General features: G+C 61.0%; 19 protein-coding genes. 13 read left to right on the top strand and 6 right to left on the bottom strand.

Annotated features, from left to right (window positions below; translation table 11 throughout):
- Positions 1-2 precede the first annotated feature (2 nt).
- The 6 genes from ACIQUB_RS29385 (at position 3) to ACIQUB_RS29360 (ending at position 5,644) form a co-directional block, all read left to right on the top strand.
- Positions 3-962: an ABC transporter permease gene (locus ACIQUB_RS29385; RefSeq protein ID WP_018901279.1), complete on the top strand. Its 960-nt coding sequence runs from the start codon at positions 3-5 to the stop codon at positions 960-962.
- Complete coding sequence (locus ACIQUB_RS29380; RefSeq protein WP_047503954.1) at positions 962-1,969, top strand: ABC transporter ATP-binding protein; 1,008 nt, start codon at positions 962-964, stop codon at positions 1,967-1,969. The genes ACIQUB_RS29385 and ACIQUB_RS29380 overlap by 1 nt, the downstream gene beginning before the upstream one ends.
- On the top strand, positions 1,969-2,961 hold the full coding sequence (locus ACIQUB_RS29375; RefSeq protein ID WP_402934957.1) for an ABC transporter ATP-binding protein: 993 nt from the start codon (positions 1,969-1,971) through the stop codon (positions 2,959-2,961). The genes ACIQUB_RS29380 and ACIQUB_RS29375 overlap by 1 nt, the downstream gene beginning before the upstream one ends.
- Positions 2,958-4,019 carry a four-carbon acid sugar kinase family protein gene (locus ACIQUB_RS29370; protein ID WP_402934954.1) on the top strand — a complete coding sequence of 354 codons (1,062 nt, stop codon included), beginning with the start codon at positions 2,958-2,960 and terminating at the stop codon, positions 4,017-4,019. The genes ACIQUB_RS29375 and ACIQUB_RS29370 overlap by 4 nt, the downstream gene beginning before the upstream one ends.
- A 19-nt stretch (positions 4,020-4,038) precedes the next feature.
- Positions 4,039-4,797, top strand: a complete 759-nt coding sequence (locus tag ACIQUB_RS29365) for a FadR/GntR family transcriptional regulator (RefSeq protein ID WP_018901283.1) — start codon at positions 4,039-4,041, stop codon at positions 4,795-4,797.
- Positions 4,798-4,876: 79 nt separating this feature from the next.
- Positions 4,877-5,644: an SDR family oxidoreductase gene (locus ACIQUB_RS29360; RefSeq protein WP_402934950.1), complete on the top strand. Its 768-nt coding sequence runs from the start codon at positions 4,877-4,879 to the stop codon at positions 5,642-5,644.
- 18 nt (positions 5,645-5,662) lie between these two features.
- On the opposite strand, the gene uxuA is transcribed toward ACIQUB_RS29360, so the two are convergent.
- Positions 5,663-6,850 (bottom strand): mannonate dehydratase, encoded by a 1,188-nt coding sequence (gene uxuA, locus ACIQUB_RS29355; RefSeq protein WP_402934947.1) that lies wholly within the window; start codon positions 6,848-6,850, stop codon positions 5,663-5,665.
- 43 nt (positions 6,851-6,893) lie between these two features.
- Complete coding sequence (locus ACIQUB_RS29350; RefSeq protein ID WP_402934944.1) at positions 6,894-7,616, bottom strand: GntR family transcriptional regulator; 723 nt, start codon at positions 7,614-7,616, stop codon at positions 6,894-6,896.
- A gap of 212 nt (positions 7,617-7,828) precedes the next feature.
- Between ACIQUB_RS29350 and ACIQUB_RS29345 the strand changes: the two genes are divergently transcribed.
- The 5 genes from ACIQUB_RS29345 to ACIQUB_RS29325 all read left to right on the top strand — a co-directional run bounded on the left by ACIQUB_RS29345 (position 7,829) and on the right by ACIQUB_RS29325 (position 12,224).
- Positions 7,829-9,004 (top strand): extracellular solute-binding protein, encoded by a 1,176-nt coding sequence (locus ACIQUB_RS29345; RefSeq protein ID WP_402934941.1) that lies wholly within the window; start codon positions 7,829-7,831, stop codon positions 9,002-9,004.
- Positions 9,005-9,061: 57 nt separating this feature from the next.
- Entirely contained in the window at positions 9,062-10,159 is a 1,098-nt protein-coding gene (locus ACIQUB_RS29340; RefSeq protein WP_402934938.1) for an ABC transporter ATP-binding protein, read from the top strand.
- Complete coding sequence (locus tag ACIQUB_RS29335) at positions 10,156-11,034, top strand: ABC transporter permease (RefSeq protein ID WP_047503937.1); 879 nt, start codon at positions 10,156-10,158, stop codon at positions 11,032-11,034. The genes ACIQUB_RS29340 and ACIQUB_RS29335 overlap by 4 nt, the downstream gene beginning before the upstream one ends.
- A gap of 2 nt (positions 11,035-11,036) precedes the next feature.
- Complete coding sequence (locus ACIQUB_RS29330) at positions 11,037-11,879, top strand: ABC transporter permease (RefSeq protein ID WP_402934934.1); 843 nt, start codon at positions 11,037-11,039, stop codon at positions 11,877-11,879.
- A gap of 129 nt (positions 11,880-12,008) precedes the next feature.
- Positions 12,009-12,224, top strand: a complete 216-nt coding sequence (locus ACIQUB_RS29325) for a hypothetical protein (protein WP_018901290.1) — start codon at positions 12,009-12,011, stop codon at positions 12,222-12,224.
- Between the two features lie 170 nt (positions 12,225-12,394).
- Here ACIQUB_RS29325 and ACIQUB_RS29320 read toward each other — a convergent pair whose 3' ends face one another.
- The 3 genes from ACIQUB_RS29320 to ACIQUB_RS29310 all read right to left on the bottom strand — a co-directional run bounded on the left by ACIQUB_RS29320 (position 12,395) and on the right by ACIQUB_RS29310 (position 14,745).
- Positions 12,395-12,874 (bottom strand): UPF0262 family protein, encoded by a 480-nt coding sequence (locus tag ACIQUB_RS29320; protein ID WP_402934930.1) that lies wholly within the window; start codon positions 12,872-12,874, stop codon positions 12,395-12,397.
- Positions 12,875-12,914: 40 nt separating this feature from the next.
- A complete protein-coding gene (locus tag ACIQUB_RS29315; protein WP_402934927.1) occupies positions 12,915-13,088 on the bottom strand; it encodes a hypothetical protein in 174 nt (57 codons plus the stop codon).
- A 64-nt stretch (positions 13,089-13,152) separates the two neighbouring features.
- Positions 13,153-14,745, bottom strand: a complete 1,593-nt coding sequence (locus tag ACIQUB_RS29310) for an isocitrate lyase (RefSeq protein ID WP_402934925.1) — start codon at positions 14,743-14,745, stop codon at positions 13,153-13,155.
- Positions 14,746-14,870: 125 nt separating this feature from the next.
- Between ACIQUB_RS29310 and ACIQUB_RS29305 the strand changes: the two genes are divergently transcribed.
- Together ACIQUB_RS29305 and ACIQUB_RS29300 are read left to right on the top strand one after the other, a co-directional pair.
- Positions 14,871-16,265, top strand: coding sequence for a short-chain fatty acyl-CoA regulator family protein (locus ACIQUB_RS29305; RefSeq protein WP_402934922.1), 1,395 nt, complete (start codon positions 14,871-14,873; stop codon positions 16,263-16,265).
- 194 nt (positions 16,266-16,459) lie between these two features.
- Positions 16,460-17,887, top strand: coding sequence for an aldehyde dehydrogenase family protein (locus ACIQUB_RS29300; RefSeq protein WP_402934919.1), 1,428 nt, complete (start codon positions 16,460-16,462; stop codon positions 17,885-17,887).
- A gap of 231 nt (positions 17,888-18,118) precedes the next feature.
- Here ACIQUB_RS29300 and ACIQUB_RS29295 read toward each other — a convergent pair.
- Positions 18,119-18,295: 4Fe-4S dicluster domain-containing protein (locus tag ACIQUB_RS29295; RefSeq protein ID WP_402935115.1), on the bottom strand; the 177-nt coding region annotated here is incomplete at its 5' end.

Here is an 18,295-nt window from a genome sequence, read left to right as displayed (position 1 = left end):
CCATGTCCGCCATCCCTCTCTCTCCCGTCGCCCAGCAAGAAGAGGCACCCGTCAGCCTGTGGCGCGACGCCTGGTACCGCCTGAAGCGCAACAAGCTTGCCGTCTTCGGTCTCGCTGTCGTGCTCATTCTGGCCTTCGCCGCGATCTTCGGCCCCTATCTGACGCCTTATGACTATCTGAGCCAGGACCTGCAGGCCCGCAATGCCGTTCCGTCGCTGACGCATCTCTTCGGAACCGACGATCTCGGCCGCGACGTCTTCAGCCGCGTCGTCTTCGGCACCCGCACGGCCTTCCTGGTGGCCGTCATCGTCACCGTCATCGCGGTCTTCATCGGGACCTTGCTCGGCGCCATCGCCGGCTTCTTCGGCAACCCGTTCGATCGCGTCATCATGTGGCTGACCGACATGACCATGTCGGTGCCGAACCTGCTTCTCGTCGTCGTCATCAACGCATCGCTGAAGTCGCCGATCACCAAGTGGATGGAAGCGCAGTATCTGGCGACCCTCAATCCCTTCTATCGCCAGACGATTTGGGTCGATTTCATGCTGGTCTTCGGCTCGATGGCGCTGATCTCCTGGCCGCCCTATGCGCGCCTCGTTCGCGCCCAGGTCCTGTCGATCCGCAGCCGTCCCTATATCACCGCCGCGCAGGCGCTCGGTCTGTCGAACTGGATCATCATGAAGCGCTACGTCATTCCGAACGCGCTTGGTCCGCTGATCGTCTCCGTCAGCGCCGGTCTCGGCACGGCCATGGTTCTGGAGAGCGCCTTCAGCTTCCTCGGTGTCGGCGTCAATCCGCCCACGCCCAGCTGGGGCAACATGATCTCCGACGGCCTGCGTGTCTGGCAGCACTATCCGCATCTGCTCGCCGCCCCGGCCGCCGTCCTCGGCCTTGCCTCGGTCGCCTTCAGCTTCCTCGGCGATGGCCTCAACGACGCACTCAATCCTCGGGGTTCCAAGTAATGAACACGACGCGATCCAATGAGAAACTGCTCGATGTCCGCGGCCTGACCGTCGAGATCGACGGCAGGAACGGCCCGGCGGTCGTGGTCGATGGTATCGACCTCTACGTCAACAAGGGCGAGACGCTCGGCGTCGTCGGCGAATCCGGCTGCGGCAAGAGCCTCACCATGCTCAGCCTGATGCGCCTTCTGCCGAACAAGATCAAGGTCACCAAGGGCTCGGCGAGCTTTGATGGCCACGACCTGCAGAAGATGTCGAACAAGGAACTGCGCAAAGTGCGCGGCGGCGATATCGGCTTCGTCTTCCAGGACCCGATGACATCGCTCAACCCTGTCATGCGTATCGGCGACCAGATCTGCGAACCGCTGATCTACCACCGCGGCATGAAGAAGGCCGAGGCGCGTACCCGCGCCGTCGAACTTCTGCGCCTCGTCGGCATCCCGGGTCCGGAAGAGCGGCTGCAGGCTTATCCGCACGAACTCTCCGGCGGCATGCGTCAGCGCGTGATGATCGCGATCGGCCTTGCCTGCAATCCGAAGCTTTTGATCGCCGACGAACCGACCACGGCGCTCGACGTCACCATCCAGGCGCAGATCGTCGATCTGGTGAAGGACCTGCGCGCCAAGCTCGGCATGTCCGTCGTCTGGATCACCCACGATCTGGCGCTGATCGCCGGTCTCGTCGACCGCGTCGCCGTGCTTTACGCCGGCACCGTGGTCGAGGATGCGCCCGTCGACGAGCTCTATGCTCGCCCGAGCCACCCCTATACGCGCGGCCTGCTGGCCTCCATCCCGAAGCTGTCGGATGCGCCGGCAAGCCGTCTGAGCTCGATCGGCGGCACGCCGCCGGAGCCGGGCCGCCGTCCCAAGGGCTGCCCCTTTGCCCCGCGCTGTCCGCTGGCGGAAGCCGTCTGCCACGAGCGCGTGCCGAAACTTGAGCCCATTTCAGGCGCCGGAAACCACCGCACCGCCTGCTTCGTCGTCCAGAAAATGCAGGAGGCCGCGTGATGGGTGCCCAACCGCTGCTCAAGGTCGAAAATCTCGTCAAGCACTTCCACGTCAAGCTCGGCGCCTTCGGCGAACGCTCGGCTACCGTCTATGCGCTCGACAACGTCAATCTCGACATCATGGAGGGCGAGACGCTCTCGCTCGTCGGCGAATCCGGCTGCGGCAAGTCGACGACCGGCTTCACCATCCTCAATCTCTACAAGGCGACCTCGGGAAAGGTCGTCTACAAGGGCCAGGATCTGGCGACGCTGGATGAAAAGCAGATGCGGCCCTTCCGCCGCGACCTGCAGATCGTCTTCCAGGATCCCTATTCGACGCTCAACCCGCGCATGACGATCGGCGAGGCAGTGGGCGAGCCGATCCTCTTCCACAAGCTTTGCACCAAGGCCGAGCTGAAGGATCGCGTCGCGGCACTTCTGACCGACGTCGGCCTGCCGACCCGCTTCGCGCAGCGCTATCCGCATGAGCTCTCCGGCGGCCAGCGCCAGCGCGTCGTCATCGCCCGCGCGCTTGCCTGCCAGCCGAAGTTCATCGTCTGCGACGAGGCGATCTCGGCGCTCGACGTCTCGATCCAGGCGCAGATCATCAACCTGCTGCTCGACCTGCAGGAAAAATACGGCCTGACCTACCTGTTCATCGCCCACGACCTTGCCGTCGTGCGCCATATCAGCACCCGCGTCGGCGTCATGTATCTCGGCCGCCTGGCGGAACTCGCGACCCGCGAGGAGCTGTTCGAGAACCCGCTGCACCCCTACACCAAAGCGTTGTTGTCGGCCGTTCCGGAAACCGATCCGGAGCTCGAGCGCACCCGCACCCGCCAGATCCTGCAGGGCGACGTGCCCAGCCCGCTCAATCCGCCGAGCGGCTGCCGCTTCCATTCGCGCTGCCCGATCGCCATGGATGTGTGCAGCAAGGTCGTGCCGGAGTGGAAGGAAGCCAAGCCCGCCCATCTCGTTGCCTGCCACGCGGTCAACACGGGACAGGCTGCATGACGCTGAAGGTCGCGATCATCGCCGACGATCTAACCGGCGCGCTCGATACGGGAACTCCGTTCGTCGACGCCGGTCTTTCCGTTGCCGTGGCGATCGAGATCGAAGCCATCGACGATGCTCTGGCGACTGGTTGCGAGGTGGTGGTGGTCAACACCGCTTCGCGCGCCCTCCCGGAGGGGGAAGCGGCGAGAAGGGCCGGCCTCGCGGCCAGCGCTCTTCTTGCCGCACATCCCGATATCGTCCTGAAGAAGATCGATTCCCGGCTGAAGGGTAATGTGGCGGCCGAAAGTGCCGCCATCGCGGCCATCTTCGGCCATCGCGAGATCACCATCGCCCCGGCCATTCCTGACCAGGAACGCTTTACCCGCGACGGCCATGTGGTCGGGCGCGGCGTTGAAACGCCGTTGCCGATTGCCGCCCTTTTCGAGGGGCGTGAAGACCGGGTTGTTGTCGTCGATGCCGACAGCGATGCGGACCTAGACCGGCTCGTCTCCGGGCATGATTGGCAGACCACGCTTGCCGTCGGCGCGCGCGGCCTCGGCAGTGCCATTGCCCGTCGTCTTCGCAGAGGGCGCGATACGACGATTGTGTTCGAACCGGCGCGCAACACACTCTTCGCATTCGGCTCCCGCGACCCGATCACCGCCGCGCAGATGGCCCAGCTCGAGGCATCGGGCGGTTTGCGTGCGTCGATCTCAGCGCTGATGGGCGCGCTAGATGAGACAGAAACACTGGGCTTGCCGGCGCTCCTGTGCTGCACCGGGGAAATGTCGGAGGACGCGGTAACCGTTGCCGATCGCTTCGCCAAGGGCGTGAGATCAGCGATCAAGCAGACGCGGCCCGATATGCTGATGGTCGGCGGTGGCGATACGGCGCTGGCGGTGTTCCGGGCGCTCGGTGTTCGCACCTTGCTGCCCAAGGGAGAGATAGAGGCGGGGATACCCTGGTTCGATGTGACCGATGTCGATGGTCGGCATTTCCGTTGTGCGGTAAAATCCGGGGGCTTTGGGAATTCCGATAGTTTGCTAAGACTGATTCCTCAGAATCAGACGGCGTGAGACAATGCCGGCGGGGAGAATGGACGTGGATGAAGCAAACGGTGCGCCGGCAACCCCGGCGCCGAAGCCGGAGCGCGGCAAGCCTATGAAGCTGGTGGACCGCGTGTTCGATCAGCTGCAGGAGCGTATTCGTGCCGGAAACTATCCGCCGGATTCAAGACTTCCCGGCGAGCACGAACTGGCGTCCATGCTTGGCGTTTCCCGGCCGATCGTTCGCGATGCGCTGGCCAAGCTGCGCGACCAGGGCATGGTCTATGCCCGCCAGGGAGCAGGAACCTTCGTCAGCGCCAACAGCTCGCCGACGACGCATCTTTCCTATTCGCCAGTCAAGACGATCGCCGATATCCAGCGCTGCTACGAATTCCGCCTGACGATCGAGCCGGCCGCGGCCTATTTCGCCGCCAAGCGCCGCGACGAGGCCGCGATCCAGAAGATCGCCTCGGCGCTCGCCGATCTCCGGGAAGCCACGAGCCATCAGCTGCACCGGACCGACGCGGATTTCAATTTCCACCGCGCCGTGACCGAGGCCGCCAACAACCATTATTACACAGCCTCGATCGATGCGCTCAAAGCCCATATTGCTGTCGGCATGCATCTGCACGGTCTATCCCTGCTGGGGCCAAGACCAGGTCTCGAACAGGTCTTCCAGGAGCACAACACGATCTACAAGGCGATTGCCGAAGGCCGGGCCGAGGAGGCGCGTGACCTGATGCAATCGCATCTTGAAGGCTCTCGCGATCGATTGTTCGAGGGCAGGGCGCTCGATCTTTCCTTCTGATGCTTTTGGGCATCGGGTGGCTTGCCGCCACAGCGTTTCGCGCGCATGTAGACCGGATCAGGCTGCATGGAGACTTGGCATGACATTTCCGCTGTTCGACCTCACAGGAAAGCGCGCGCTGGTGACGGGATCGTCGCAAGGCATCGGACTGACCCTGGCGCGGGGGCTCGCCGAACACGGCGCGTCGGTCGTGATCAACGGCCGCGACGCCGGCAAGCTCGCCGCAGCATCGCGTAGCCTGTCGGAGGTCGGCCACGATGCTCATGTCTCCATGTTCGATGTCACGGATCATGACGAGGTGAAGAGCGCCGTCGATGCGATCGAGCGCGATATCGGGCCGATCGACATCCTCGTCAACAATGCCGGCATGCAGTTTCGCGCGCCGCTCGATGTGTTTCCGTCGGACAAATGGGATCAGCTGCTGCGCACCAATATTTCCAGCGTCTTCTACGTCAGCCAGGCAGTCGCAACGCACATGATCGCGCGCGGCCGTGGCAAGATCATCAACATCGCATCCGTGCAGAGTGAATTGGCCCGCCCGGGCATCGCGCCCTACACGGCAACCAAGGGCGCGGTGAAGAACCTGACGCGTGGAATGTCGGCCGATTGGGCCAAACACGGCCTGCAGGCAAACGCCATCGCGCCCGGCTATTTCGATACGCCGCTCAATCAGGCGCTGGTCGATAGCGCGGAATTCACCGCATGGCTGGAAAAGCGAACGCCCGCCGGACGCTGGGGCAACATCGACGAGTTGATCGGCGCCGCCGTGTTCCTGGCAGCGCCGGCGTCCTCTTTCGTCAATGGGCACACGCTTTATGTCGATGGCGGCATCACCACCTCTCTGTAAGAAGTGGTCGCACTCTAGTCAGGTTGGCGGTGCGCCAAGTGCGTGGAGGATGCCACGTAGCTCGGCAAGCCCTCTCAAGCGACCGATCGCTGGATAGCCCGGCGTGGTGGTCTTGGTGAGGTCGTCGAGCATGCGGTGGCCGTGGTCCGAGCGGAAAACGATCGTCGCTTCGGCCTTTCGGTTGCGGTCCTCGGCGGCAAGTTCCTTCAGCACGGCGACCATGTCGACATCGCCTTCGAGGTGAGCGCTTTCGTGGAAGCTGCGGCCGTCGCCTTCGCGTTTGGTCGCTCGCAAATGCGCGAAATGAATGCGCGAGGCAAACCGGCGTGCGATGGCGGGCAGGTCGTTATCAGCGCGTACGCCAAGACTGCCGGTGCAGTAGCACATCCCGTTCGCAGGCGACGGGACCGCCTTGAACAGCGCCGCATAATCGTCGGCGGTGGACGCGATGCGCGGCAGGCCGAACAGCGAGCGCGGCGGGTCGTCGGGATGAAGCGTGAGCTTGACGCCACGGGCCTCCGCCACCGGCGCAACCGCCCCAAGAAACTCGATGAGATGCTGCCGCAGGCGGCCGGCATCGATGCCGGCATAGGCGGCGAGGCGGTCGCGAAACTCCGGAATGGTCAGTGGTTCGGTGGTCGATCCCGGCAAGGCCGAGGTAATGTTGCGGGTGATATCGGCGATGTCGCTCTCGGACATGGCGTCGAAAGCCTTGCGGGCGCGCGCCTTGTCTTCCTGCGAGTAGGCCTCATCGGCGCCATTGCGCTGAAGAATGAAGAGATCGAAGGCGGCGAACTTTTCGTGGTCGAACCGCATCGCCGTCGCGCCGGTGTCGATCTCGTGGTCGAGGTCGGTGCGTGTCCAGTCGACGACGGGCATGAAATTGTAGCAGACGATCGGGATGCCGCAGGCCGCGACCGCTTCAAGGCTTGCGATCCAAGCCTCGATCTCCGCCTTGGCCTGCCCGCCCTTGCGCTTCACCGCATCGGGAATAGGAATGCTCTCGACCACGGACCAAGTAAGCTGCGAACGCCCTGGTGGCGTCGTCTCGATCATCGCCTGGCGCTCGCGCACCTCGGCCTCGGTCCACGCGCGGCCGATCGGCACCTGGTGCAGCGATGACACGATGTTGGTGGCTCCGGTTTGTCTCACCTCATCGAGCGCGACCGGCGCATCCGGTCCGAACCATCTCCAACCCTGCCGCATCTGTTTCCTCCTTCAATGCCTTTTGTTTTGGTGTCGCTGTTCGTCAGCAGAAATAGTCGGGATATCGCGTGCGCAGCTCCGCCACGTCAGGGATGACTGCGCTCAGATGATGCGTCATCGCGGCGCGCGCTGCCTCCACATCATGCGCGGCGATCGCATCACGAATGATCGCGTGCTCGCCGACCACATTCTCCATGCGGCCGAGCACCGGCAGCGTCAGCCGCCGGGCACGGTCGATCTGGACCTTGACGGATTTGAGGATGCCCCAGATGCCCGGATAGCCGGCAATCTGCGCAATCGCCTCGTGAAAGGCCTCATCCTCTTCGTGAAAGCCGGAGGTGTCACCCAGAATGGAGAGCGCCCGCTGGCGCGTGATGATGGCATCGAGGCGGGACAGATCAGACGCCGAGGCAATCTCTGTTGCGCGCTCGACTGTCGTTCCCTCCAATGCCTTGCGCACCACGACAGCCTCGGGGATCGCCGATACCGGTACGCGCGACACGACTGTGCCCGACTGCGGGTAGATATCGACGAGCCCGCCTTCCGACAGCCGCAGCAGCGCCTCTCGAACGGGAGTGCGGCTGACCGCGAAATCCTCGGCGATCCGCTTTTCCTGCAGCGCCATCCCCGGCGGCATCTTCAGCGAGACGATGTCGTTATAGAGCCGGTCGAAAATGGCGTCCGCCGTGGTCACGCGCCGCAGCTTTGCCGGCCGCTCGGCCTGCGCCGAGAGCTCGGGAATGGCGGTGGCTGCGGCTGGATGCATGTAGGGCCCTAACGTTGACTTGAATGTGCATACTAGTATATCAATTCTACATGGCTGCCAAGATACACCGCGGAGGAACGGTGTTTCTGGCAAGAAATTCAGGAGGTTCCAAACAAAGCCGGCCACAAAATCCGACCGCATAAATGGATCAGGATACGCACGTGCACGGATTTGTTGTGCTCTGTGCGGCCAAAAGAGGAGGAGAGAACAGCATGAAATTTACCCGCAGAACATTCGTCGGAACCGCAGCCAGTGCTGCCGTTGCCGCCATGCTTCCCGTCAAGGTTTGGGCGCAGGCCAAAAAGCCCGCAAGCCCCGTGACCATCACCATCGCTGACGTCGCCGGCAATCTGGCGCTGACGCAGGGCATGTTTGAAGCCTATGCATCCGAAAAGGCCGATTGGGTCTCGAACTTCGCCTTCACCAAGGCGCCGGCACCTGAATTGCCGGGCAAGATCAAGGCGCAGCAGGCGGCCGGAAAGGTCGATATCGATCTGGTGCTGACGGGCACCGATGCGCTGTCCGCCGGTCTCGACCAGGGCCTCTGGCTCGACCTCGCCGCGCACAAGGCGGATTTGCCCGACATCGAAAAGATCCTGCAACCGCAGGCATTCAAGATGCAGGCGCTCGCCAAGGATCAGGGCATCGTCATCACCTATTACCCCTCGGGCCCGCTGATCGAATACATGCCCGACAAGGTCGCCACGCCGCCGAAATCGGCGCCCGAACTGCTGGAGTGGGCAAAGGCCAACAAGAACCGCTTCATCTATGCCCGCCCTGCCAATTCCGGCCCCGGCCGCACCTTCCTCATGGGCCTGCCCTATCTGCTCGGTGACAGCGATCCGCGCGATCCGGTCAAGGGTTGGGACAAGACCTGGGAATATCTGGCGGCACTTGGCGAGCACATCGAATATTACCCGACCGGCACCGGCCAGGTGATGAAGGAACTCGGCGAGGGGACGCGCGACATCGTCGTTTCCACCACCGGCTGGGACATCAATCCGCGTGCGCTCGGCATCGTTCCCGCCGAGGCGAAGGTGCAGAAGCTGGAAGGCTTCCATTGGGTCACGGACGCGCATTACGCCGTTATCCCCAAGGGCGTCTCCGACGAGAAGATCGCGGTGCTGATGGACGTCTTGAACTACATCCTGCAGCCCAAGCAGCAGGCGATCGCCTATGACGCCGGCTATTTCTATCCGGGTCCCGCCGTCAAGGACGTCACGATCGAGATGGCACCACAGGAAAGCCAGGACACGATCAAGGAGTTCGGACGGCCCGAATATGCCGACTGGATCGCCAATAATCCGCTGGAAGTGCCGCTTGAGCCGAAGCAGCTCGTCGAGGCCTTCCGGATCTGGGACGAAAAGATCGGCGCCAAGAAGGGCTGATCCCTGACATCGCCGGCGCCGGCTTTCATAGCCGGTGCCGGCCATTTTCGTCGTGACATGGAGAGTGGTTTGAACTCGGTAGCGAATACGGTGGCCTCTTCGCGCGGCACCGCGCGTCTTGAACTCGATGGGCTCAGCCGCTCCTTCGGCGCCTACAACGCGCTCGATGGTATCGATCTTGCGATCGAGCCCGGTGAATTCGTGGCCCTGCTCGGCCCGTCCGGCTGCGGCAAATCCACGGCGCTCAACTGCATCGCGGGCCTTCTGGGACTGTCTGGCGGGGAGATCCGTCTCGGAGGCAAGCGCATCGACCAGCTTGAGCCCGAGCGTCGCGGGTTCGGAATGGTGTTTCAGAGCTACGCACTCTTTCCGCATATGAGCGTGCGCAAGAATGTCGGCTTCGGTCTCACCATGCAGGGCATCAAGGGACCGGAGGCCGACAAGCGGATCAACGACGCCTTGGCGCTGGTGCGCCTGGAAAGCCAGGCGGACAAACTTCCGGGGCAGCTCTCCGGCGGCCAGCAGCAGCGCGTGGCGATCGCCCGCGCCATCGTCATCCGCCCGCCTATCGTGCTCATGGACGAGCCCTTGTCCAATCTCGACGCCAAGCTGCGCCTGGAGATGCGCGCCGAAATCCGCGGCATCCATGATCAGATCGGCTCGACGACGATTTACGTCACGCATGACCAGGACGAGGCGCTGTCGCTCGCCGACCGCATCGTTGTCATGAGCCAGGGGCACATCGAGCAGATCGGCTCGCCGCAGGATCTCTATCAGCGCCCCGTCAATGTCGGCGTTGCCGACTTCATGGGGTTTCGCACCCGGGTGCCGGGCAAGGTAGTCTCGGTCTCAGGCGACGAGGCAGAGATCGACGTCGCCGGCGCGCGGATCACCGGCACGATGCGCACGCCGCTCAAGCCCGGCGACGCCGCCATCCTCTCCGTGCGCCCCGAGGATCTGGTGGCAGCCGACGAGGGGATCGCCGCTACCGTATCAAGCATGGAGTATCGCGGCCGCGCCTTCTTCGGACTGGCGCGCTCGGCCGACGGATCCGACCTCTATTTCCGCGCTGACGACGCGTTGCCTCGCGGAACGGCGACCCGGCTGAAGCCGATCGCGGGCAGGGCGCTGGTTTTCGGGGACAGCGCACGATGAGCGCGCCATCGCTGCGAACGCGGCTGGCCGCCCGGGGCTTCGACGGCACCACCATGCTGATCCTCCCCGGCCTTGCCTTCATGATCGCGCTGTTCGTCTATCCGTTTCTCTACGGCGTCGTGGATTCGCTGACGCCGAAGGATGGAGCATGGTACGCCAATTACGCTAAATTCTTCAGCGATCCCTTCCAGTACAACACCATCGGCGCGACGCTCTGGCTGGCGCTGCCGGTGACGATCATCAATCTCGCCTTCGCCGTGCCCGTCGCTTTCCGTGTCCGGTTGATGCATCGCCAGCGTCTGCTGACGACCATCCTGGTACTACCAATCACGCTCGGCACCGTTTTCGTCGCCGACGGCTTGCTGACATTTCTCGGACCACGCGGCTGGTTCAACCACACGCTTCTGATGATCGGCATCATCGATAATCCGATCAAGCTGACCAACAATTACTGGGGCGTGTTCGCATCGCTGCTGATCACCGGCTTTCCCTTCGCCTTCCTGCTGACGCTGTCTTACATCACCGGCATCGATCCGGCGATCGAGCAGGCAGCCGCCACGCTTGGGGCCGGGCCGAGGCAGCGTTTCATGCGCGTTTTCCTGCCGCTGCTGGTGCCGGGGCTGGCGGTGACCTTCTGCCTTGCTTTCGTGCAGGCGTTCGCGGTGTTTCCGTCTGCCGTGCTGCTCGGCGCACCGGCAGGCCCGACCCGCGTCATCTCGATTGCCGCCTATCAGGCCGCGTTCGAGCAGTATGATCACTCGCTGGGCTCGGCGATCGCGCTCATCATGGGCGGCGTCGAACTGGCTGTGGTGCTAGCCGTTCTTGGCGCACGCTCATTCTTCTACCGCGGCCCCGCCGGCGGCACGAAAGGCTGACCATGATCCGCGACCAAGGCCTCACCTCGAAGATCTGGCGTTTCGCCATATGGGCGCTGGCCACGCTCTTCGTCCTCAACCTGCTTGCGGTCATCGCCGCCGTCGTCGTCAACTCGTTCGCGACACGATGGCTCGGCACTTGGCTGCCGGCCGGCTGGACGACCAAATGGTATTTCAGCGCCTGGAAAGAATTCCAGCTCTCCAGCGTCGTCCTCGTCACCTTCGAGATCGTCTTCACCGTTGTCATCATCTCCGGCATTCTCGGCGTGATGACTGCCTATGCGCTCGCGCGCCGCGACTTCGCCGGCAAGCGCGTGGTCATTCTGCTCTTCCTTCTGCCCTTGCTCATTCCGCCGCTGACCTACGGCATCCCGCTGGCGACGGTGCTCTATCAACTCGGACTGGGTGGAACCTTCTGGGGCGTCGTTCTCATCAATGTCGTGCCGTCGCTTCCCTTCGTGGTGCTGGTGATGATCCCCTTCATCGAGCAGATCGACCCGCGCATCGAAGCCGCCGCCCGTGTCTTCGGCGCTGGCACCACCAGCCTGTTCGTGCGTATCCTGCTGCCGCTGCTCTTGCCGGGCATGCTGGCGGCATTGCTCTTGGTGCTGGTTCGCACGATCGCGATGTTCGAGCTCACCTTCCTCATCGCCGGGCCGACCACGCAGACCCTCGTCGTGTCGCTCTATTACGCGGTGTTTGCCTCCGGCGTGCGGGCTGGCCAGTCGATCGATGCCATGGCCGTCGTCTATATGGTGACGACGCTGTTCTGGCTGGTGATCGCGCTACAGTTCGTCAACCCAACGCAGATCGTCGCGAGGGCAAAGCAGCAGCCCGCGCATTGAGCCGGGCCGCTCGCTGCACTGATCCTTCTGTTAACAGAAAACTTATTGAGTAGGGTGGGTGTTCTTGACTATCGGCAGGCGGCTGCCAAGTATTGACGGCGTGACGGTCATTTCTTGAGGAATTTGATCATGGCGCAGTACAAAGAGACGAACCGCTTTCACTGTGAGAGCAGCTCGGGCGCGCATTACGTTGTTATCGAGCAGATACTGACATCGCGTTTGGCGCTTGATGTCGCAACGCATCCGCGCACCGATTACGTTACCGACACCGGCGAGATCGCCGAGCGGCTGGATGACGATACCTTCCTTCTGCTTCTGTCGGCAGAGGTCCTGCACGTCGCCTGAGGCTGCCGCGGTGCTGGAGATCCGCGCTCGATAGTCCCAACCGCGGAATACATTTGTTCCATCGTGCTACCAACGCTGCAAGCCTGCCGGCGGTTTTTCCGTGCCGGTGTCAAGCTAAGATGAGACCGGTATCAGCAAAAACGTCCGCGTTGGCCAGGAGCATCGCTCTCTCAGGCAAAAAGGCTTACGGTGTATGGAGCCACAATCACCGTAAACAGCCGTCGCGCCGTGTCGAGGTCGGTTTTGATCCGCGAAGACAGCCGTTGTTGCAAAAGCTCTGAGCCGGTGTTGTGGATGGCTCGCCGGCCCATATCGATCGACTCTATTCGGTAGGGATCGCCCGTCATCGATGCCCGCAGATGGGCTTCGCAGATCATGACATATTCGCAAATGATGTCCTTGAACGGAGTGAAAGACATGATGTGCGAGACAATCAGCACGTTTTCCTCGTTGGCAACATGCAAAGATAGTCTGGAGCCACGAGTTGACAGCTTCAGCCGGTAAGGCCCGTGATTGCGCCCGACCAATTCGAATTGACTCGTCTCTAGCAAGTCTTCGATCGCCAGCGACTGTTCCTGTAAAACGGCAGGGTTCAATCGACTCTCGTCGTGCTCCACTTGAACGTCGCACAGATGATTGCGCTCACTCATGATCAGATTTGTCCAATCCATCACGCCCTTGGGCGTTCATTCAGCCGAGGCGGCCGAGACGGTGATAGAGGTTGGAATACTTAATGGACTCCGGGCGGTCACGCAGTTCCTGCATGTAGTGCCGGATAGCAACTCGGATGAGCTCGAAGTCCTCGTTCGAGAATACTGCCCGCGAACGCTCAGGCTGCGGTTTCGGATCTTCGATCGTTGGCATTGATTTTCCTCCCGGTGCGAGGAGGCGCAGGAGCGCCCCTCGCTAGATTTCGATTTATTACTGCTCAGGCTGCGAACTGGTTCATCGTGTTGTGTTCGCCACCCGCTTTCAGCGCAGCTTCGCCTGCGAAGTATTCCTTGTGATCGTCTCCAATGTCGGAGCCGGCCATGTTCTGGTGTTTGACGCACGCGATGCCCTGGCGAATCTCCTTGCGCTGTACTCCTGCAACGTAGCCAAGCATGCCCTGTTCACCGAAGTACTCCTTCGCAAGGTTGTCGGTGGACAATGCCGCCGTGTGGTAGGTTGGCAGGGTAATCAGGTGATGGAAGATGCCCGCCCGTTTCGCTGCATCCCGTTGGAAGGTGCGGATGCGTTCGTCCGCTTCCGTAGCAAGTTCGGTGCCATCATACGTCTCGCTCATCAGTTTGCTGCGGTCGTAAGACGATGTGTCCTTTCCGCTTTCGTTCCACGCGTCGAAGACCTGCTGTCGGAAGTTTAGTGTCCAGTTGAACGACGGCGAGTTGTTATAGACGAGCTTGGCATTGGGAATGACCTCGCGCACGCGGTCAACCATCTCGGCGATCTGCTCTATGTGCGGCTTTTCGGTCTCAATCCAGAGAAGGTCAGCGCCATTTTGCAAAGCGTTGATGCAGTCCAGGACGCACCGGTCTGCGCCCGTGCCTTGGCGGAACTGAAACAGGTTGGAGCGGAGGCGCTTCGGTCGCATGACTTTTCCACCGCGAGTGATGAGGACGTCGCCATTGGTGATCTGGCTGGCTTCGACCTCATCGCAATCCAGGAAGGAATTGTATTGGTCGCCGATATCACCGTCTTTTGCAGAGAAAGCGATCTGCTTGGTTAGGCCCGCACCCAGGGAGTCCGTACGGGCGACGATGATGCCGTCATCGACTCCAAGTTCCAGGAAGGCATACCGAACCGCGCGGATCTTGGAGACGAAGTCCTCATGCGGGACCGTAACTTTCCCATCCTGATGACCGCACTGCTTCTCGTCCGACACTTGGTTCTCGATCTGGAGGGCGCACGCGCCTGCTTCGATCATCTTCTTGGCGAGAAGATAGGTGGCTTCTGCATTTCCGAAGCCGGCGTCGATGTCGGCAATGATCGGAACGACGTGGGTCTGGAAATTGTCGAGCGAGTGCTGCAGTTGACGTTCGCGGACCTTGTCTCCGTTTGCGCGTGCCTTGTCGATCTCGCGGAAGAGCATCCCGAGTTCGCGTGCGTCAGCCTGTCGGAGAAATGTGTAAAGTTCTTCGATCAGTGCCGGAACGCTTGTCTTTTCGTGCATCGACTGATCGGGAAGCGGACCGAATTCGGACCTCAGAGCCGCGACCATCCAGCCTGAAAGATAGAGGTAGCGTCGATCGGTGTTGCCGAAGTGCTTCTTGATTGAGATGATCTTCTGTTGGCCAATGAAGCCATGCCAGCATCCGAGAGACTGTGTGTAATTGGCGGGATCTCTGTCATAGGCTGCCATGTCTTTTCGCATGATCGCAGCTGTGTAACGGGCGATGTCCAGTCCGGTTTGAAACCGATTCTGAAGACGCATGCGCGCAACAGCGTCTGCGCTGACGCCTGTCCACTTCTCATTCGACGAAATCAGTTTCTGTGCTTCCTCAACTAGCGCTTGATAAGACATGGTTCCTCCTAAGGTCTTCGTGCTGCGTTGCGAAGAAACTACCGTGACGACCCTACGCTTGCGATAGTCAGCGGTGTCTTGTTGTCAAACTTTACAAAGTCTCTTTGTAATGTTGTAATGAGTGTATGGAGAAGCAGGGTGTATATCTTGGGCCACGAATTCGACGCTTGCGTCGTGATCTCGGGCTGACGCAGGCCGAAATGGCAGCCGATCTGGAGATATCGGCCTCGTACATCGCTTTGATGGAACGCAACCAGCGACCTGTTACCGCTGAGACGTTGCTGAGGCTCGCGAAGGCCTACAAGATCGACTTCTCGGACTTCACGAGCAGCTCAGGCCCCGACCTCGTCGCGCGTCTCCAGTCCGCTATCAGAGATCCAATTCTCAGTGATATTGACTTCGGGCCACTCGAGATTGCCGATGTAGCTCACAGTTTTCCCGGGTTTGCCGAGGCGATGCTTAGGTTGCATACAGCTTACCGGGAAGAACAATTCGCATTGGCCGACAAACGTCTTCATCAAGGCGACACCCCTGCTGCAGACCCAATTTCCGAGGTCCGCAGCTTTCTGTCTGCCCGACGAAATTTCTTCCCAGTGCTGGACGCAGCCTCAGAAAGGCTTGCGGCAAGGATAAGCGAAGCGGGTGGTCTGCCATCCTATTTCCAAAGCGAACATAAGGTGAGGGTGCGCTATCTCCCCGCCGAGGTCATGATGGGGTCGTTGCGCCGGCTCGATTGGCATCGCAAGGAACTGCTTGTCGACGAGGGTCGGGAACAATCGAGCCTGAACTTTCTCATGGCTCAACAGCTTGCATATCTGGAGTTCGAGAAGGAAATCCAAGCGACCGTCGGGGAGGGACAGTTCAACTCTACGAACGCTGCGAAGCTCGCAACGCGAGCTATAGCCGCGTATTGTGCGGGTGCTATTATAATGCCCTATGGTCTTTTCGCGCGGGCAGTGGAGAGCCGTCGCTACGACATCGAGCTGCTGGCGCGGCAGTTCAACGTGAGCTTTGAGCAGGCTGCGCATCGGCTCACGACGTTGCAGAAGCCGGGGCAGGAAAGAATTCCGTTCTTCTTCATCAAGGTTGATCCTGCCGGCAACGTCTCCAAGAGGTTGAATAGCGGTTCATTCCCCTTCGCTCTGCACGGGGGCGGTTGCCCCTTGTGGACTGTACACCAGTGCTTTGCGTCTCCGCGCCAAGTATTCACGCAGTGGTTGGAGTTGCCTGATGGCAAACGCTACTTCTCCGTAGCCAAGGCCGTCCATGCTGGCGGGATTGGACACCGTCGCTCGTCAGCGGAACGAGCGGTAGCGATCGTATGTGAGGCACAGTATGCGGATCGGCTGGTTTACAACGTAGATCATCCTCAAACCCAAGCGCCAACGCCGATCGGAATCGCATGTCAGATCTGTCATCGCACCGAATGCGTGGCACGTTCTGAACCGCCCCTGGGACGCCAGATACTTCCCGACAGCTATCGGCGGATGGAGGCACCGTTCGGGTTTTCGGATACTTAGTGTACGACGCATCTGAGTGACAGAGTTCGTCGTGCACAGACCGTGCTTTCGATCCATCCACTTCAACACGCGTGACTCGTCCGGACCGAGGGACTTGTGACTGCGAAAGCCTTCGGTTTTGGCACTGAATTTGCTGCACCGAGAGCGCAAGTTTTGTGAATTGCAGCCACGAGGCCCAGAAGATGGATTTGAATATGAGACACTACGACAAGTTCTATATTGGCGGTCGCTGGGTCGAACCTGCCGAGCCCCGGCAGATCGACTTGATCAATCCGGCCACGGAGGAGGTCTATGCCACGCTCGCCATGGGTTCCGCGTCGGACGTCGATCGGGCAGTTGCTGCGGCCAGGTCCGCATTCCCGGCATTCGCCAGTTCTAGCAAAGCAGACCGGATTGCCTTATTTCGCAGGATTATAAATGCATTCAAGGAGCGCGAGGCTGACCTTTCGGAGGCCATTAGTCGTGAACTCGGTGCACCGCGGAGCGTCAATGTACACACGAAGAGCCCGCTGCAAATATTAGAGCAGACTATCGACCTTATTGAAGAGTACCCGTTCGAGGTTGTTACGAAAGGCACGCTCATTAGACGGGAGAGCATCGGGGTGGCGGGCCTGATTACGCCCTGGAACTGGCCGGTCCAATCGATCTGCGGCAAACTCTGCTCGGCGCTTGCTGCAGGCACGCCGGTTGTTCTCAAGCCATCCGAGTATTCTTCTGTCAGCGCGCATCTTCTGGCGGAGATATTGGACGCGGCGGATGTGCCTGCCGGCGTTTTCAATCTGGTTTTCGGCGACGGCCCAACTGTCGGCCATGCAATCAGCACTCACCCCGATATCGACATGGTTTCGTTTACCGGCTCGACGCGCGCGGGAGTTCAGGTGGCAATTGACGCAGCGCCAACGGTGAAGCGCGTGGTCCAGGAATTGGGAGGGAAATCGGCGAATATTATCCTGCCGGATGCCGATCTTGAGGAAGCTGCGCGCTGGAATGTCACACGAGGAATGTTCAATTCCGGTCAATCCTGTCACTCGCCGAGCCGTGTACTTGTGCAGCGGAAGCAGTTGCAAGCGGTCTTGGACTACATGCTCGACGAGGTCGGCAAGATTAGGGTTGGTGACCCGCAGCTTCCTGACACGACTCTCGGTCCCGTTATTAATCGCAATCAGTTCGAGCGCATTCAGCACCTCATCTCCTTGGGTATCAAGGAGGGAGCGCGTCTGTTATGTGGTGGCACGTCGCGTCCCGAAGGGCAATCTCAAGGCTATTTCGTGAAGCCTACGATCTTTGCCGATGTAACGCCCGCAATGACCATCGCGCAGCAAGAAATCTTTGGGCCGGTTCTCTCGGTAATGACCTATGATACCGAAGAAGAAGCGATCGAGATCGCGAACGGCACGCCCTATGGGCTTGGCGCCTACCTGTTTTCGAGTTCGCCTGAGACGGCACGGCGGGTTGGCAATGCCTTGCGGGCCGGTCGGGTATTCCTCAATGGCGACAACGGAGACATGCGTGCGCCGATGGGCGGCTACAAGCAGTCTGGCAACGGCCGGCAGAATGGAACGTTTGGGCTAGAGGAATATCTCGAAGTCAAAGCGATGTTCGGTTACTCCAGGAAGAACTGACGCCGGATTTTGGCTGCCAGCAGCGGTGACGCTGCGGCATTGGGGGACGGCTGCGGTGCAGCCGTCCGACGGTAAGTTCATGGTGAAGGTTGAGGCAGGCGCTGTGCGCCGGGACAGCGGCGCAAGGACCCGTTGGCAGCTAGTCACCAACGCCTGCCTCATCGAAGGCGGTTTTCGCGGCAAGAACGCGTCCGCCGCCATCGATTTGATTATCAATCCGATTTGGCTGTCTCACATATTCGGATAAACAGGCCCCTCGCCGCCCTGCGGCGGAACCCAGTTGATGTTCTGATTGGGATCCTTGATGTCGCAGGTCTTGCAGTGGACGCAGTTCTGGGCGTTGATGACGTAGGTCTCCTGCCCGTCCTTCTCGACCCACTCGTAAACACCGGCAGGACAGTAGCGCGT

This window comes from Rhizobium sp. NPDC090275, assembly GCF_044772225.1.
GTDB lineage: Bacteria > Pseudomonadota > Alphaproteobacteria > Rhizobiales > Rhizobiaceae > Rhizobium.
This window is presented reverse-complemented; position numbering and strand designations above follow the sequence as displayed.